Here is a 16,572-nt window from a genome sequence, read left to right as displayed (position 1 = left end):
GACGGATGCGGCGGGGAGTGCTGCGGCTCAGCGGGGGGATTCTGCTGGCCGGGGTGCTCCTCGCCGCACTGTTGTCCCCGGTCGTGCTCGGCGGTGGGCTGGTGGCGGCCAGGGTGGCGGGGCGCGCGGCCCGGATCACGCCCGCGTCGCTCGCCGGGCGGGTGCCGCTCGTGACCACCGTGACCGACCGGAACGGCGCGGTCGTCGCCACGATCTTCGACCAGTACCGGTTGCCGCTGGCCGCGCAGCAGGTGCCGGACACGCTCAAGGCCGCGATCCTGTCGGTCGAGGACCGGCACTTCTACACCGAGCACGGGATCGACCCGGCCGCCGTGCTCCGCGCGCTGCTCAACGACGTCCGCGGCGGGCCCACCGAGGGTGGGTCGACCATCACCCAGCAGCTGGTCAAGAACTACCTGATCAACGTCGTCGACCGGGACGATCCCGCCGCACAGCGAGCGGATCGCGCCGACACCCTCACCCGGAAGATCCGGGAGGCCCGGTCGGCGGTCGAACTGGACCGCGGCACGAGCAAGGACGACATCCTCACGTCGTACCTGAATGTCGTCGAGTTCACCGGGCGCGTGTACGGCGCCGCGGCGGCCGCGCGGGCGTACTTCGGGGTGCCGGTGGCGGAGCTGACCGTGCCGCAGGCCGCGTTGCTCGCCGGGATGGTCAACAACCCGACGCTGTTCGACCCGTACGCACACCCGGACGCCGCGGTGCGGCGGCGGAATCAGGTGCTGGACGCGATGGTCGCGACGAGGTCCATCGGCCGGGCCGCGGCCGAGGCCGCCAAGAGCGCGCCGTTGGGTGTGCTGCCGGACGGGCCTGCCGTGCCGGCCGGCACGTGTGCCGGTGCCGCGCCGGACGCCGGGTTCCTGTGCCAGTACGCGCTGAGCTACCTCGCGTCGGCGGGGTTGTCCGCCGACGACCTCGCGACCGGCGGCTACACGGTGCGCACCACGATGGACCCGGCGGTCAGCGCGGCGGCGAAGTCGGCGGTCGAGGCGAACGTGCCCACGACGCAGGACGGGGTCGCGAACACGATGGCCGTCATCGCGCCCGGCGGTGACCGGCACGAGGTGCTCGCCATGGTCGCCAACCGCGACCTCGGCACGGACGCCGCGGCCGGGGAGACGTCGGGGAACATCGTGGCCGACGTCAGCGACCCGTTCGGGGCGGGCTCGGTGTTCAAGATCTTCACGGCGGCCGCCGCGATGGCGAGCGGGGCCGCGGGGCTGGACACCCCGTTGCCCAACCCGCCGAGCGGCTGCTTCGCGTCGGCGGGCGGGCAGTGCTACACCGTGCACAACGACGGGCACTACCCGGACCCGATCACGCTCGCCGACGGGCTCGCGACGTCACCCAACACCGCGTTCGTCGGGCTGGAGACGAAGGTCGGGATGCCCGCCGTGCTCGACATGGCGTCCCGGCTGGGGCTGCGGGAGACGTTGCGGGCCAACGACGCGGGCGGCGCGCCCGACACGTCGGACGACCCGCAGCGGGACGAGCCGCAGTCGGAGTACTTCCTGGACAAGCCGTCGTTCACGCTCGGCAACAGCCCGGTGAGCCCGCTCGAACTGGCGAACGTGCCCGCGACGTTGATGAGCGGTGGGGTGTGGTGCCCGCCGGACCCGGTGCTGTCGGTGACCGACCGGTTCGGGCATGCCGTGCCGGTGCGTGGCGACGGGTGCTCGCAGGTCGTGCCCGCCGGGCTCGCGGACACGGTGATGGCGGGGTTGTCGCGGGACACGACGTCGGGGACGTCGGCCGCCGCTGCCCGGGTCGCCGGGTGGGACCGGCCGGGGATCGGGAAGACGGGGACCACGCAGAACAGCGAGTCGGTCGCCTTCGTCGGTGGGGCTGACGGGTATGCGGTGTCGTCGCTGGTGTTCGCGGACGGGCCGCGGCCGGGGGAGTTGTGTCCTGGGCCGCCGGTTCACGTGGGGGACTGCGGGAGCGGCGCCTTCGGGGGGACTGTCGCTGCTCCGCCCTACTTCTCTGCCATGTCGGCGATTCTTGCCGGGCGTGGGGATCAGGCTGTGCCTGCCGCTGACCCTCGGTACGGCGGGTGAGGTTCTGCCTTGATCGTTTCGTGTTGGTGAGTTCCCTCCGGGGGTCTCGCCGGACCGGCTGGTCTCCGGGATGACAGGGGTCTTGCACGGGGCTGGGATGGCAGGCAGCAGTCCTTGGTGGTGGGCTGCCTGCCGCCTCCCTCCCCTTGTCCTGAACGCGCCGTTCAGGACGGTGCCACCCTCGTATGCCCAGTCCGCTTCGGCCGTTTGGCGGTAGTTGAGTTGCAAGCTCGCGCCTACTTTGGTCGATATTGCAACTCCATTTGCAGAATGAGGACCTGTGGCTGTCGACAGTGGGAACAACCAGTCCGTCGAGCGGGCCGCGCAGTTGTTGCGGGCTCTCGCCGACGCCGGGCACACACGTGTCCGGGCCTCCGACCTCGCCGCCGCCGCTGGGCTGGGGTTGTCCACCGCCACGCGGTTGCTCGCCACGCTCGAGTCGCTCGCCTTCGTGGAGCGGGATCCCGTCACCGCGCTCTACCGGCTCGGGCCGCTCGCCCTGCGCGTCGGGGGTGCGGCCGCCAACCAGCAACCTGTGCACCGCGAGGCTCGGCAGGTGGCCCAGAACCTCGCCGCCCGGCTCGGGCTCGGGGTGAACGTGGCCCGCAGGCACGGGGACCGGCTCGTCTACCTGATCAACGCCGAGGGGGAGCTGGCGCCGCGGTCGTTCACCTTGCTCGGGCAGACCAACCCGCTGCACGCCACCGGGCTCGGGAAGTGCCTGCTGCTCGGCTGCGGCAGCGACGAGCGGCGCTCCATCCTGACCGAGCTGACCGCGTTCACCGCCAAGACCGTCACCGATCTCGGTGCGCTCGAGGCTGAGCTGGACACCGTCCGGGCTCGTGGGTACGCCATGGAGGTGGAGGAGCTGGCACTGGGCCGCGCCTGCGTGGCCGCGCCCATCCGGGACCGCGACGGGGCCGTCGTCGCCGCCATCTCCGTCTCCGGGTCCCTGTCCGCGCTCGACCTCGGCAACCGGCGGGAGTCCTTGGCCCAGGTGGTCATCGAGGCCGCCGACACCGTCAGCACCGCGCTCGGCTACACCGCCACCGCGCTCACCACCAACTGAATCCCCGCCCGTCTGCACCGGACAAAGGAGTCCCGATGAGACGTGTCATCCTCGCCTGCCTGGCGTTGCTGCTGGCGCTGCCCGCCACGGCCGCCGCCGAGCAGGTGCCCTATCGCGTGGACGCCTCCAACCAGGCCGGGTGGTGGCGGCCGCTCGACGAGCTGAACGGCTCCCTCTACGTCGCCTACAACGCCTGGGGCGGGCCCGGCCCCGCCAACGGCGGCGCCACCGACACCCACACCGTCTACATCGGACGCAAGGCGCCGGACGGGTCCTGGACCCGCGGCTGCCTCGAGGCCGCCGACGGCACCTGCGCCGTCTACCCCGACGACATCGGTCACAAGCAGCCCTCCATCGCGGTCGACGGGGACGGGTACATCCACGCGTTCGTCGCCATGCACAACGACAACTGGATCTACTACCGGTCGTCCGCCCCCGGCGACGTCACCACCATGGTCAACCGGTCCGTCGACATGCCGGACCAGGGCGACCAGTACACCTACCCGAACCTCACCCGCGTCGACAACGGCGACGTCTACCTGATCATCCGCGCCTACCCCGAGGGCCGGCTCTACCGGTGGGACGACGCGGCCGACCGGTGGACCCGCGTCGCCGTGTTCGCCCGCTCGGCCGGCTACGTCGCCTACCCGGACGACATCGCCGGGGACGGGAGCGGCAACCTGCACATCTCGTGGGAATGGGCCTACGGCGGCACGAACGCCCTGCGGCACCTCGGTTCCTACCTGCGCTACGACATCGCGGCCGGGCGGTTCCACAACGCCGCCGGCACCGTCGTCGCCGCGCCGGCCACCGTCACCAGCCCCGTCGTGTACCAGCCGGTCGAGGGCGCCGAGGACCAGACCGACCGGGACGACACCACCGGGCCGCCCGGGGTGCAGAGCGCGAAGTTCGCGCTGTCCGGCGGGAAACCCGTGGTCGCCTACCGGTACCGGACCGTCCACGGTGGACGCTGGCACGTGCGGATCGCCCAGTGGGACGGCACCGCGTGGCAGCGGAGGACCGTGTACGCGGGCGCCTACGACACCCACGCCGCCATCGACGTGACCGCGTGGGGCACCGGCCTGCGCGTCTACTACGCGAAGAAGGCCACCGCCTCCGGGGACCAGGCGTTCGCCGCCAGTCCTTCGGGGAGCACCTGGGTGGAGACCGCGTTGCTGCCCGGTGTGCACGTGCAGCGCCTCGCCGTGATCCGGCGCGCGGGCACCGACCACCTGTACCTCACCGCACCCACCGACCACCAGCTCCACGTCCTCGCCGCACCCTGGTAACGGAGGTCCCCATGCGCAGGAGCGCCCTGCTCACCGCCCTCGCACTCACCCTCACCTCGGTCGCGGGCCCGGTCGCCACCGTCCCCGCGGCGGCCGACCCGCCCACGTCCGGCTACACGCTCGTGTTCAGCGACGAGTTCGACGGCACCGCGCCCGACACGTCCGTGTGGAACCACCGCACCGACGTCAAGGCGGGCAGCGCGCAGCGGCCGGAGAACGTGACCGTCGGCGGCGGGCTCATGACCATCAACCTGAAGGCCGAGTCCCCGCAGTACCTCGGCAAGGACTGGAGCGGCGGCGGGCTCGTCAGCAAGCGTGCCCTGCGGTACGGCTACTACGAGACCCGCGCCAAGCTGCCGTCCGCCGGTGGGTGGCACACGTCGTTCTGGATGATGGCCGGTGACGGCAGCACCACGTTCGGCGCCGACCGCCGCACCGAGATCGACGTCCTGGAGAACGACTCCGTCAACCAGCGCACCATCCACAGCGGGGTGCACACGTGGAACGGCACCGGCGACGGCGGCTACCACCCCGGCACCACGTACGACTCGGGGCTGGACCTGCGGCAGTGGCACACCTACGGCGCCGACTGGTCCGAGACGTCCGTGAAGTTCTACGTGGACGGACAGCTGCGCTACACCGCCCCGTACACGCCGGACCAGTGGACCCACGACCACCTCAACATCTGGCTCACCAGCATCGCCTACCCGGTGACGGCGAACGGGCCGTCGACCGCGCAGTTCGACTACGTGCGGTACTGGCAGAAGGACTACTACCTCGACAACGACGGCCCCGCGGCCTACGGGTACAGCGAGTCCGGTGGCTGGCACGACTCGACCCTCGACGGCTGGAACCACACCTCGCCCAGCCGCTACGCCACCTGCCACACCGCGGGCAGCACGGCGACGTGGCGGCCCACGCTGCGTGCCCAGGGCAGCTACCAGGTGTACGTGTGGAAGATCGTCCACTCGGGGAGCGACCCGAACGCCCGCTACGACGTCGGCCACAGCGGTGGCACCGCGACGAGGCAGGTGGACGGCACCGCCGGGACCAGCGGGTGGGTGTCGCTCGGCACGTACTCCTTCGCCGCGGGGGAGGGCGGCTACGTGAAGCTGACCGCGGGCGGCACCGGCTGTGCCCGGGCGGACGCGGTGAAGTTCATCCGGGTCTGAATTCGCCGGGGCGGGAGCGTCCTCCGTTTGGTGGCCGCTCTCGCCCCGAAACCCGGTAGCCTCCCGTTGAGTGAGGACGGTCGGAACCGACGAACTTGATGCGCGGCGTGACATACGCGGCGCTCGTGCCGTCGTGCTCGGTTTCCTCGGTGCGCTCCTGGCGGGCCGGGCAGTGGACGCCGTCGACCACGGTGAGTTCTGGTACGTGCTGTTCGTGGTGGCGTTGTTCGTGCTGCCCATGTGGTTCGCGAGCGGGGTGGCCCGCCCGCTGTGGACCAGGCTGCGCTGGTGGCTGCTCGGCGCGCAGGCCGTGCTGACGTACGTGCCGTTCGTCCTGTTCGGCAACGGCTGGGTCGGCGGTATCTCCGGGCTGCTCGCCGGGTTGGTGCTGCTCACCGTGTCGGCGCCGGCGTCGTGGGTGGCGTTCGTCGTGCTGATGGGCGTCGAGGGCGTGCTCTGGCTGGGCGTGGTCGGGCCGCCGTACGCGCCGGTCGTGCACGCGGCGGTGTGGCTGCTGATCGCGTTCGCGGACAACGGGCTGGCGCTGTTCGGGCTGACCTGGGTGGCCGAGCTGGTCCGGCAGGTGGCGTCGACCCGCGACGAACTGGCCGTCGCCGCGATCACCCGGCAGCGGCTGGCGGTCGCCGAACGGCTGCAGTCGATGATCGGGGACCGGGTGCGGACCGTCACGGCCAGGGCCACGGCGGCACGGGACGCGCTCGGGGACTGCCCGGACGTGGCACGTGCCGAGATCGCCGCGGCCGGGGTCACCGCCCGCGAGATGCTGGCCGAGGCACGCGCCATCGCCGCGGACCCGGACGAGCGGATCACCACCACCCCGGAGCCGGGCGTCCGGCTGGCGCCGAAGGTCGCGACCGTGGTGCTGCTGGTCGTGCTGGTGCTGTTCGCCGCGCAGAACCTCGCCAACGTCGTGCTGTCCGGGGTCGAGTACCCGACCTCCGCCGTCGTGGTCGCCCTGGTCGCCGGCGTCGCCATCCCGGTGCTGCAGCTGCGGCACTCCGGGCTGCGCGGCAGGCCGAGGGCGTGGCCGTGGACGTTCGCGGCACAGGCCGTGCTGACCTACGTCCAGTTCCTGTTCGTCGGGTCGGTCGGGCTGGCGTTCGCCGGGTTCCTGGCCGGGTCGGCGCTGCTGCTGTTCCGCGGGCGGTCGCGGCTGGTGTGGTTCGGGGTGATCGTCGCCAGCGTGCCCGCGCTCGTGCTGCTGGCGTCGGGGGAGCCGTGGACGGCGGCCCTGGCGCGGTGGACGGGGTACGCGACGGCGACCGCCGTGGCCTTCGGGCTGCTGGTGTACGGGTTGGCGCGGCTGACGAACCTCGCCGTGCGGCTGGTCGCGCTGCGTGAGGAGCTGGCGGAGCTGGCCGCGGTGCGGGAGCGGCTGCGGCTCGCGCGGGACACCCACGACCTGCTCGGGCTCGGGCTGTCCGCGATGGCGCTGAAGACCGACCTGATCGCGGCGCTGATCGGCCGGGACGACGACCGCGTCCGGCACGAGCTGGACGAGCTGCTGTGGCTGTGCCACAAGGCGGGCAACGACGCCCGGCTCGTCGCGGCGGAGAGCCTGCGGCTGTCGTTCGCCAGCGAGCTGGGCCTGGCCTTCGACATCCTGACGTCGTCGGGCATCTCGGTGCGGCTGCCGGACCGGCCGCCGCCCACCCAGCAGGAGATCGACCGCGAGGTCGACGTGGTGCTGGCGACCGTCGTGCGGGAGGCGGTCACGAACATCCTCCGGCACAGCGAGGCCGAGCACTGCACGATCGCGCTCGCGGTCGACGACGACGTGCTGCGGCTGCGCATCGGCAACGACGGGGTGCTCGAGGAGGACGGGTGCCCCGGCAAGGGACTGTCCAACCTGCGTGCCCGCGTCGAGGTCGTCGAGGGCCGGTTCACCGCGCGGCGCACCCCGCGGGAGTTCGAGGTCGTCGCCGAGCTGCCGTACCGGCGCTAGTGTCCGGGTCGGGACGCTAGAGCCAGCGGGCCCGCAGGTCCGGCCGCAGCCAGGCGGCGGGGGAGGCGATGGACAGCCCGCCGTCGACGGGCAGCACCGCGCCGGTGACGAACCCGGCGCCCGCGAGGAAGACGACGGCGGCGGCCACCTCGTCGGGCCTGCCGACGCGGCGCAGCGGGTACCCCTCGGCGACGCCGGGCAGGCCGGCGTTGCCGATCATGCCCGGTGCGACGGCGTTCACCCGTATCCCCGCGGGCCCGTACTCGAGGGCGAGCTGCCGGACGAGGCCCTCCAGTCCCGCCTTGGCCGCGGCGTACCCGGGCAGCCCGGGCGCGGCGAGCGTGGCGTTCACGGAGGAGACGGCCACGATCGCCCCGCCCGCCGGGAGCCGCCTCAGCGCGGCGCGCGCCACGAAGAACGCGGCGTCCAGAGTGGACCCGATGGCGGCACGCCACTGCTCGTCGGTGGTGTCGGCGGCCGCCGCGACGGGCTGGGCGGCAGCCGCGAGCACGACGGTGTCCAGGCGTCCGAGCAGGTGGTGCGCGGACTCGACGGCCACGGTCGCGGCGGCCGGGTCGGCACAGTCGGCGGCGATGGTCTCCGCGAAGGCGGGGTCCTCGTGGCGCTCGAGCGAGACACCCACGACGCGGTCCCCGCGCACGGTGAACGCCCGCCCGATCGCGAGGCCGATGTCGGAACTGCTACCGATGACGAGCACGCCCTGGCCGGTCATCGGGCGCTGCCTTCGGTGAGGTGGTTTGCGGTGGGGTGGTTTGCGGTGGGGTGGTTTCCGGTGGGGTGGTTTGCGGTGGGGTGGCTTGCGGTCGGGTGGTTTCCGGTGGGGTGGCTTGCGGTCGGGTGGTTTCCGGTGGGGTGGCTTGCGGTGGGGTGGCTTGCGGTCGGGTGGTTTCCGGTGGGGTGGTTTCCGGTGGGGTGGTTTCCGGTGGGGTGGTTTCCGGTGGGGTGGTTTCCGGTGGGGTGGTTTCCGGTGGGGTGGTTTCCGGTGGGGTGGTTTCCGGTGGGGTGGTTTCCGGTCGGGTGGTTTCCGGTCGGGTGGTTTCCGGTCGGGCGGTTTCCGGTCGGGCGGCCTCCGGACGGGCGGCCTCCGGACGGGCGGCCTCCGGACGGGCGGCCTCCGGACGGGCGGCCTCCGGCCCCCGGAATCCAGCGTAGGCCCGGGCACCGACAGTCTTGGGCGCGCTGTGCGGGTTGTCCACAGGGTGGCGTGGCTTGACGAGGTCCTTCGCGGCGGGGAGCGTTCCGGAGAGGCCCTTCGGAACGCTGAAGGTGACGAAGGGGTTCTTCACACGACCGGACCCTCTCCGCGCGCGCCGGGATTGTCGGTGCCCCGTGGGACGATGGAAACCGGGGGCCGGAGGCCGCGCCCCTCATCGGGTCGTGCCCGGGGCCGGTGGCAGGGAGAGGTCCGCCAGCACGGCGTCCAGCTCGGCCAACGTCGCCCGCCCGGGTGTTCCCGCGGGCGACCGGACGGTCGCGTGTGCGATGACCCCGCGGCGCACGAGCACCTCCTTGTGGATGGCCCACGCGACCCCCTGTTGCAACCCGCACAGGATCAGTGGCAGCAGCCTGGTGAACGCCGCCCGTGCGTCGCGTGCGCGCCAGTTCGCCAGCACCGGTGCGAGGAGGTCCGGGAACTCGCACGCCGGCATCGTGCCGACCGCGCCGCCCGCGTACTCCGCCAGGCAGAACTGCGCGTTCTGCCCGCCCAGCACCGCGAACTCCGGATCCGCCACCGCGTCCACCACGGCCGCGACCTTCGGCGCGGTCGGCGGCGCCTCCACCTTCACCGACGTCACGCCCGGCAGTTTCGCCAGCTCCACGATCAGCGGCACCGGCATCGACACCCCCGTTGCGCCGGGCGCGTCCTGCACCATCACCGGAAGGCCCGCCGCCGCGACCGACGCGTAGAAGTCCACCAGCTGCGCGGGGCCCGGCTTCACCATGAACGGTGGCAGCACCATCAGCGCCGACGCGTCCGCGAACGCGTCGACCTGCTCCAGGGCGGTGACGGTCGACGTCGCGGCGACCCCGGCCACGACCGGCACGGCGCCGGCGACCACCGACGTCACCTCGCGGAGGATCACCGCCCGTTCCGCCGCGGTGAGCGCGAAGTTCTCGCTCGCCATGCCGAACACCGCCACACCGTCCACTCCGGACGCGAGCTGGAACTCCACCAGCCCGCGCAGGCTGGGCAGGTCGAGCGACCCGTCGGGCAGGAACGGCGTGGCGAGGATCGGGACGAGACCGTGCACGGTGTGCGGCACTGGGCGTGACTCCTTCAGACAGCGAGACGGGCCACCGCGTCGGCGTCGACCTCGACGCCGAGCCCGGGGCCTGCCGGGAGGGACATGGTGTGCGCGCCGACCGAGACCGGGGCGCGGAGGATCCTCGTGCCGACCTCGTACGACGTCGGCTGGTACTCGAACGACGGCAGGTCCTCGACCGCGGCCGACACCGCGAGGCCCGCGGCCAGCGCGACGCCGAGGCCGACCGAGTGGTGCGGCGCCACCGGCACGTGCCGGGCCGCGCACACCTCGGTGATCGCCATCGCCTCCGTGATGCCGGTGCGGGCCACGTCGGGTTGCGCGATCCGCAGCGCCCGCCGCGTGATCCAGTCGTCGAACTCGTAGCGCGTCCGCAACGCCTCGCCGACCGCGATCGGCACCGCCGACCGCGCGACCAGCTCCGCGTGCCCGGCCACATCCTCCGGCGCCAGCGGCGCCTCCAGGAACCACGCGTCCCGCGCCGCCAGCCCGGCCGCGAGCCGCAGCGCGTCGGTCACCGAGTACGCCCAGTGCGCGTCGACCGCGATCCGCAGCGACGGGGCCGCGGCCCGCACCGCGTCCACGGTCGCCAGGTCGGCGTCGACCCCGTTGCCCAGGTGCAGCTTCACCCGTCGCGCGCCGCGGGCCGCCCACTCCTCGGCGAGTGCCGCGCGCTCCGCGTCGGCCGGGCGGGGCAGGCCCGACACGTACACGGGGATCTCCGACCGGAACGCGCCGCCGAGCAGGTCGGCCACGCCGCGGCCGGTCACCCGGCCCGCCAGGTCCCACAGCGCGATGTCCACCGCCGCCAGCGCGTCCGCCTGGTGGCCGACCAGGTGACCGCGTTCCCGCATCAGGTCACGCAGCCGCGACCACGCCGGGCGCGGCGCGGTCGCCGGCATGCCGGCGAGCACCGGCGCGAGGAGCAGGTCGACGATCGCCGCCGGCACCTCGGGCGCGACCGGCGCGAGTGCCTCGCCCCAGCCGACCGTCCCGTCCTCCGCCGTGATGCGGACGAGCAGCGTCTCGTAGCGGTCCGAGTAGATGCTCCGCCACGGCGGCCGGACGGCGTAGCCCGTGCTCGGGGACGAACCGTCCGCGAGCGCGCCCAGATAGGCGCTGTCCGCCCGCAGTTTCAGAATGTAGGTATCGACACCCACTATCTGCATATCGATCCCAACATGTGCTTGACGACCGTCAACATGTGCGCAAGAGTCGCACATGTTGCGAGACGGTTCAATCAAGGGAGTGCGCAACGTGGCCGCCGAAGCAGGCACCAACCAGAGCGTCGAACGTGCCGCCACCGTGCTGGGCGCGTTCCTGGAAGGACGCGCCGAACTGCGGGTCTCGGACGTGGCCAAGCACTCCGGGCTCGGCCAGTCGACCGCGTCCCGGCTCCTCGCGACGCTGGAGCAGATCGCCTACGTCGAGCGCGACCCGGTCAGCGGCCTCTATCGCCTCGGCCCCGCGCTGATCACGCTCGCAGGCGTCGCCGTCAACCAGCACCCGGTGCACCGCGAGGCCCGGCAGCGCGCGCAGGACCTGGCGCACGACCTCGGGTTGGGCGCCAACGTGGCGGAACGCCGCGGCGACACCATGTTCTACCTGTGCAACTTCGAGGGGAAGCTCGCGCCGAAGTCGTTCGTCCTCATGGGACAGCGCAACCCCTTGCACGCCACCGGCATCGGCAAGTGCCTGCTGCTCGGCGTGCCCGACCGCAGGGCACTGCTCGGCGACGACCTGCGCCGCTACACCCCGAACACCCCGGCCACGCACGAGGAGCTGGACCGGATCGTCGAGCAGGTCCGCACGCAGGGCTACGCCACCGAGGTCGAGGAACTGGCGCTGGGCAGGGCGTGCATCGCCGCGCCCATCCTGGACCGCACCGGTGAGGTGGTCGCGGGCATCTCGATCTCCGGGCCCCTGTCCGCCATGGACCTGGAGCGCCGCGAGGAGGAGCTGGCCCGCCGCGTGATCGAGGTGGCCGACTCCATCAGCATCGGCCTCGGCTACCTGGGCCCGGTGCACACCCCGGCGAGCCGGTCATGACCACCGCGGTCCGCAAGGGCACCCCGGCGAAGGGGCTGTCCGGCGGCGCGTTCGCGATCCTGCTGGTGCTGCCCGGGCTCGCGCTGCTCGTCGCGGTCGTCCTCTACCCGCTGATCTCCTCGCTGGTCACGGCGTTCTTCGAGCAGAGCCTCGTCGCACCGGGCCGCCGGTTCGTCGGGCCGGCGAACATCCAGGCGGTGCTCGGCGCCGACTTCCTCCCGCTGCTGCGGCAGACGCTCGTGTTCACGGTCGGCACCACGCTCGTCCCGTTCGTGATCGGGTTCGCGCTCGCGCTGGCGCTCAACACGCGGATCGCGGCGCGGGGCTTCCTGCGCGGCGCGTTCCTGCTGCCGTGGCTCGTGCCCGCCGTCGTCACGTCCTTCCTCTGGATGTGGATCTTCAACGCCAACTACGGCGTCGCGAACGGCGTCCTCGAGGCGCTCGGGATCATCGACGAGCCCGAGGCGTGGCTCTCCAGCCCCGGCACCGCGATGGCCGCGGTGATCATCGCCAAGACGTGGGCCAGCTTCCCCTGGATGATGGTCATGCTGCTCGCGGGCCTGCAGACCGTGCCACCCGAGCTGCACGAGGCCGCCCAGGTCGACGGCGCGGGCACCGTCCGCCGGTTCCGGTCGGTCACCGTGCCGCACCTGCGCGGGATCATCGGCCTGGTGCTGCTGCTGGAGCTGATCTGGAACTTCCAGCACTTCGACACGATCTACGTGATGACCGGCGGTGGCCCGGCCGGGACGACGGAGACGTTCGCCGTCGCCGTGTACGACACCTTCTACAAAGGACACGACCTCGGCAGGGCAGGCGCCATCGGTCTGCTGTGGATGGTGCTGCTGCTGGTGCTCGTCGTCGGCTACCTCCGCGTGGTGGACCGGGAGGAGAAGGCGTGACGACCACCGTGGACGCGCCCGTGCGCGCGCAGGAGAACACCGCGCCGCGGCCCCGCCGCCGCTCACCACTGGACCGCGAACGGCCCGCCGTGCGGATCGCCGCGTGGGTGACGATCGTCGTGTTCGGCGCGTTCGCCCTGCTGCCGGTGTACTGGATGCTGGCGACCGCGCTCACCCCGGACGGCCAGGTGTTCGCCTACCCGCCGTCGTTCTTCCCGGCCGACGTCACCTTCGAGCACTTCGCCGCGCTCGCCGGGAACCCGCAGCTGTTCGACTACCTCGTCAACAGCGCGATCGTCTCGCTGGTCACCGCGGTGCTGTCGGTGGTCGTCTCGGCCTACATGGCGTACTCGTTCTCCAAGTACCGCTACCGCGGCCGCCGCTCGCTGATGTACCTCGTGCTGTCGTCGCAGATGTTCCCGCAGGCGCTGCTGCTGGTGACGCTGTACGCGGTGTTCGACGCCTACGACCTGCTCAACACCTACACCGCGCTGGTGCTGTCGTTCACCACGTTCACGCTCCCGCTGTGCGTGTGGATGCTGAAGGGCTTCTTCGACACCATCCCCGACTCGCTGATCGAGGCCGCCCGCATCGACGGCGCGTCCCAGCCGCGCATCATCCACTCGGTGATCGTGCCGCTGTCCGGGCCGGGCCTGGTGGCCGCCGGGCTGTTCGCGTTCGTCCGCGGCTGGAACGACTTCATCTTCGCCCTCACCCTGGCGGGACCGGACAAGCAGACCCTGCCACCCGGGCTCGCCAACACCTACCTCGGCGAGGCGCAGACGGCGTGGCCGGAGCTCATGGCCGCCTCCCTCGTCGTGTCACTGCCCGTCGTGATCGCGTTCATCGCCCTGCAGCGCTTCCTGGTCGGCGGCATCACCGCCGGCGCCGTCAAGGGCTGACTCCCCGTCCTTCTTTCTTCCTCCGGAGGTCACCGATGACTACCGCCTACAGCCGTCGCCGCATGCTCCAGTTCCTCGGCGCGGCCGGGCTCGGCGCGGCGGGGCTCGCCGCGTGCGCGCCCGCGCCCGAGGAGACCGCGCCGCTCGCCACCGACGACCCGAAGGCCAACGTGAAGACGTTCTCGTTCGCGTCGTGGACGTTGAACGAGGAGGCGGGCAAGCCGGTCGTGCAGGGCCTCCTCGACACGATCACGAAGAAGGACGGGCTGACCGTCAACCCGGTGTCCTACCCGTACAACGAGTACCTCAACCAGCTGACGCTGCAGGTGCGCGGCGACAAGCTGGTCGGCGCGGCGCAGCTCGACATCGCGTGGCTCGGTGCGCTCGCGGCGCTCGGCAAGCTGCGCGACCTCGGCGACGCGGCGAAGGACGGCGGCTACACCGACACCGCGCTGAAGTCCGGCCAGTACGAGGGAAAGCAGCTCGGCCTGCCGTGGACCACCGGCGCCATCGGCCTGGTGACCAACAAGGAACTCCTCGCCAGGAAGGGCATCACGACGTTCCCGGAGACGGTCGAGGACTTCGAGGCGGCGCTCGTCGAGCTGAAGGGCATCGGCGGCGGCGTCGTGCCCTACGCGGCGTCCACGAAGGTGGCGCAGCTCAAGGACATCCTCTTCTGGATGAAGACGTTCGGCTGCACGCTGCTCGACGGCGACAAGGTCACGATCGGCGACGAGGCGTCGGTCGACGCGATCACCTGGTACAAGAAGCTGTACGACCAGAAGCTCATCGCCCCGGACGTCGATCGCTTCGACGCCCGCGCGCTGTTCAGCCAGGGCCGCGCCGCGATCTACGACGACGCCATCGTCGGCAAGGGCGCCGTGCTCAAGGACTCGCCGGACAAGGCACTGGCCGACAAGCTCGACCCCGTCGCCCGTCCCGTGCTCAAGGCAGGCGACGACCCGCAGGCGCAGCTGTGGGGCCACGTGATCGTCGTCGTCGAGGGCGAGGCCGCGAACACGGCGTCGTCGTTCGCGAAGTGGATGACCTCCGACCCGGCGGCCACCGACGAGTTCTTCGCGAAGCTCGCGCTGCCGCCGACCACGGAGCGGGGCCTCGCCTCGGACGCGGTCGCGAACGACCCGTTCACCACGGCGTTCAGCGAGCGGATCACGAAGACCGCGTCGCAGAACCCGTTCTGGCGCTTCCCGGAGTACGCGCAGATGGAGACGGTGATCGCCGAGCAGGTACAGGCCGTGCTGATCGGCAGCGCGACCCCGGCCGACGCGATGAAGACCGCGGGGGAGCAGGTCCAGGCACTGGTGAAGTAGGGCGGTTCCCGCCGCGTCAGTTGGACCTGTCCAACTGACGCGGCACCCCGGTCACCGCGCGGCCGGGCGAACGGTGCTGGCCGCACCGGGTACGCGACGACCCGGCGGACGGTGGGCACGTCCCCGGCGGTGGTGACGGTGCGCGAGCTTATTGCTTCGCTGTGTGGGCGTGGGCGACACTGTCGCCCGCACTCGTGCTGGTGCGATCGCAGACCGTCAGGGTGGGGAACCCGCCCGGAACAGGAGCGCACATGCCCGCTGTCCGCATACGTCGAGCCGCCGCCGTGGGTGTCGCCGCCGCGGCCCTGACCGCGGTCACCGCGTTCGGGGCCGGAGCCGCCTCGGCCGACTCCACCGGCGTCGCCGCACCCGCGACCGTCACGGCGTGCGCGCCCGGCATGGTGCCCCTGACCAACCAGAACACCTGGGTCAGGTACGGGCCCGGGTTCGAGTTCGTCACGAAGTACACCCTCCAGGCCGGTTCCGGGTTCCGCATCCTCGCCGGTCCGTCCTCAGGGGACGGTCTCATGTGGTGGTACGGGAACGGCAACGGCAAGGACTACGGCTGGGTTCCCGACCAGAACCTGACCTGCCACTGAGCCGTCGGGGCGTCCGCAAGACCGTCAGGTCGGCTCGACGGGCAGCCACAGCTCACAGGTGGCACTGCTGAAGTCCTCGGCGCGTTCGAGGACCGTGACGATCGACGGGCCGGGGCGCAGCCGCCACGGGTTGGCCGGGAACCAGTCCGTGGCGGTCGCCGCCCACGTGTTCTGCAGTGCCTGTGGATGGGGCCCGGCGGTGCGGAAGACCGCCCACCTGCCGGCCGGTACCTCGATGGCGTCGAGGTCGTCGGGGACCGGGGTGTCCCGGGAGATGGCGACGCCGTGCAGGTAGGTCAGTTCGCTGCCCTCGGCGCTGTCGGGGTCGACGTCGTCGCAGACCTGCAGCAGGCCTGCCGGTTCGGTGTCGCCCAGGGCCTTGAGCCGGGCGTGTTCCGCCGCGGGCAGGGCGGCGATGTGCTGCTGGATGTGCGGGTTGACGCCGCGGTGGATGAGCGGCACGCGGGCCGCGTGGCCGGCGAGCCGGAACGCGGGGCGGTCGACGATGCGGGTGTCCATGGGGGTGCTCCCTTCGACGGTCAGGCGGAACCTGAGCAGTGGTTGTGCGCGAAGGGGGCCGCCGTCGCGGCGGACGTCGCGCGGGCCGGCGCCGTGCACGGCCCGGAAGGCGCGGCCGAACGCCTCCGTCGACCCGTAGCCGTGCCGGACGGCGATGCTCAGCAGGTCGTCCTCGCCGCGGACGAGGTCGGCCGCGGCGACGGTCATGCGACGCCTGCGCACGTACTCCGACAGCGGCATGCCCGCCAACGTCGAGAACATCCGGCGCAGGTGGTACTCGGTCGTGCCGAGCGCGCCTGCCAGCCCGTCGACGTCGAACTCCTCGCCGAGGTGTTCCTCGACGAGCTCGACGAGCCGGTTGAGTGCCGAGATCACACGACCTCCCTTCGCCATCGACCCTGCCGGACGCCA

Annotated in this window: 15 protein-coding genes; 10 read left to right on the top strand and 5 right to left on the bottom strand. The window is 72.2% G+C overall.

Annotation, left to right across the window (positions count from 1 at the left end):
• Positions 1-5 precede the first annotated feature (5 nt).
• The 5 genes from ACYQ77_RS27090 (at position 6) to ACYQ77_RS27070 (ending at position 7,574) form a co-directional block, all read left to right on the top strand.
• On the top strand, positions 6-2,078 hold the full coding sequence (locus ACYQ77_RS27090; RefSeq protein WP_459716132.1) for a transglycosylase domain-containing protein: 2,073 nt from the start codon (positions 6-8) through the stop codon (positions 2,076-2,078).
• Positions 2,079-2,358: 280 nt separating this feature from the next.
• Positions 2,359-3,147 carry an IclR family transcriptional regulator gene (locus ACYQ77_RS27085; protein WP_459716131.1) on the top strand — a complete coding sequence of 263 codons (789 nt, stop codon included), beginning with the start codon at positions 2,359-2,361 and terminating at the stop codon, positions 3,145-3,147.
• Between the two features lie 35 nt (positions 3,148-3,182).
• The gene (locus ACYQ77_RS27080) at positions 3,183-4,436 is read left to right on the top strand and encodes a BNR-4 repeat-containing protein (RefSeq protein WP_459716129.1); all 1,254 of its coding nucleotides are present in this window, start codon (positions 3,183-3,185) and stop codon (positions 4,434-4,436) included.
• 11 nt (positions 4,437-4,447) lie between these two features.
• Positions 4,448-5,608 (top strand): golvesin C-terminal-like domain-containing protein, encoded by a 1,161-nt coding sequence (locus ACYQ77_RS27075; protein ID WP_459716127.1) that lies wholly within the window; start codon positions 4,448-4,450, stop codon positions 5,606-5,608.
• A 70-nt stretch (positions 5,609-5,678) separates the two neighbouring features.
• Positions 5,679-7,574 carry a sensor histidine kinase gene (locus tag ACYQ77_RS27070; protein ID WP_459716125.1) on the top strand — a complete coding sequence of 632 codons (1,896 nt, stop codon included), beginning with the start codon at positions 5,679-5,681 and terminating at the stop codon, positions 7,572-7,574.
• A 16-nt stretch (positions 7,575-7,590) separates the two neighbouring features.
• Here the strand turns inward: ACYQ77_RS27070 and ACYQ77_RS27065 are convergent, their stop codons facing one another.
• The 4 genes from ACYQ77_RS27065 to ACYQ77_RS27050 all read right to left on the bottom strand — a co-directional run bounded on the left by ACYQ77_RS27065 (position 7,591) and on the right by ACYQ77_RS27050 (position 11,028).
• On the bottom strand, positions 7,591-8,307 hold the full coding sequence (locus ACYQ77_RS27065) for an SDR family NAD(P)-dependent oxidoreductase (RefSeq protein ID WP_459716124.1): 717 nt from the start codon (positions 8,305-8,307) through the stop codon (positions 7,591-7,593).
• On the bottom strand, positions 8,276-8,881 hold the full coding sequence (locus ACYQ77_RS27060) for a hypothetical protein (RefSeq protein ID WP_459716122.1): 606 nt from the start codon (positions 8,879-8,881) through the stop codon (positions 8,276-8,278). Before ACYQ77_RS27060 ends, ACYQ77_RS27065 begins: the two co-directional genes overlap by 32 nt.
• A gap of 81 nt (positions 8,882-8,962) precedes the next feature.
• Positions 8,963-9,859, bottom strand: coding sequence for a dihydrodipicolinate synthase family protein (locus tag ACYQ77_RS27055; RefSeq protein WP_459716120.1), 897 nt, complete (start codon positions 9,857-9,859; stop codon positions 8,963-8,965).
• A gap of 14 nt (positions 9,860-9,873) precedes the next feature.
• The gene (locus tag ACYQ77_RS27050; RefSeq protein ID WP_459716119.1) at positions 9,874-11,028 is read right to left on the bottom strand and encodes a mandelate racemase/muconate lactonizing enzyme family protein; all 1,155 of its coding nucleotides are present in this window, start codon (positions 11,026-11,028) and stop codon (positions 9,874-9,876) included.
• 88 nt (positions 11,029-11,116) lie between these two features.
• On the opposite strand from ACYQ77_RS27050, the gene ACYQ77_RS27045 reads away from it, so the two are divergent.
• The 5 genes from ACYQ77_RS27045 to ACYQ77_RS27025 all read left to right on the top strand — a co-directional run bounded on the left by ACYQ77_RS27045 (position 11,117) and on the right by ACYQ77_RS27025 (position 15,642).
• Positions 11,117-11,908 carry an IclR family transcriptional regulator gene (locus ACYQ77_RS27045; protein WP_459716118.1) on the top strand — a complete coding sequence of 264 codons (792 nt, stop codon included), beginning with the start codon at positions 11,117-11,119 and terminating at the stop codon, positions 11,906-11,908.
• The gene (locus ACYQ77_RS27040) at positions 11,905-12,810 is read left to right on the top strand and encodes a carbohydrate ABC transporter permease (RefSeq protein ID WP_459716116.1); all 906 of its coding nucleotides are present in this window, start codon (positions 11,905-11,907) and stop codon (positions 12,808-12,810) included. Before ACYQ77_RS27045 ends, ACYQ77_RS27040 begins: the two co-directional genes overlap by 4 nt.
• On the top strand, positions 12,807-13,712 hold the full coding sequence (locus ACYQ77_RS27035; RefSeq protein ID WP_459716115.1) for a carbohydrate ABC transporter permease: 906 nt from the start codon (positions 12,807-12,809) through the stop codon (positions 13,710-13,712). Before ACYQ77_RS27040 ends, ACYQ77_RS27035 begins: the two co-directional genes overlap by 4 nt.
• A gap of 35 nt (positions 13,713-13,747) precedes the next feature.
• The gene (locus ACYQ77_RS27030; RefSeq protein WP_459716113.1) at positions 13,748-15,043 is read left to right on the top strand and encodes an extracellular solute-binding protein; all 1,296 of its coding nucleotides are present in this window, start codon (positions 13,748-13,750) and stop codon (positions 15,041-15,043) included.
• Between the two features lie 251 nt (positions 15,044-15,294).
• Positions 15,295-15,642 (top strand): hypothetical protein, encoded by a 348-nt coding sequence (locus ACYQ77_RS27025; RefSeq protein ID WP_459716112.1) that lies wholly within the window; start codon positions 15,295-15,297, stop codon positions 15,640-15,642.
• 24 nt (positions 15,643-15,666) lie between these two features.
• On the opposite strand, the gene ACYQ77_RS27020 is transcribed toward ACYQ77_RS27025, so the two are convergent.
• On the bottom strand, positions 15,667-16,536 hold the full coding sequence (locus tag ACYQ77_RS27020) for an AraC family transcriptional regulator (RefSeq protein ID WP_459716111.1): 870 nt from the start codon (positions 16,534-16,536) through the stop codon (positions 15,667-15,669).
• Between the last annotated feature and the right edge of the window lie 36 nt (positions 16,537-16,572).

The organism is Actinophytocola sp. KF-1, assembly GCF_054661535.1.
Note: the sequence above shows the minus strand (reverse complement) of the source record. Positions and strands in the feature narration are given on the sequence as shown.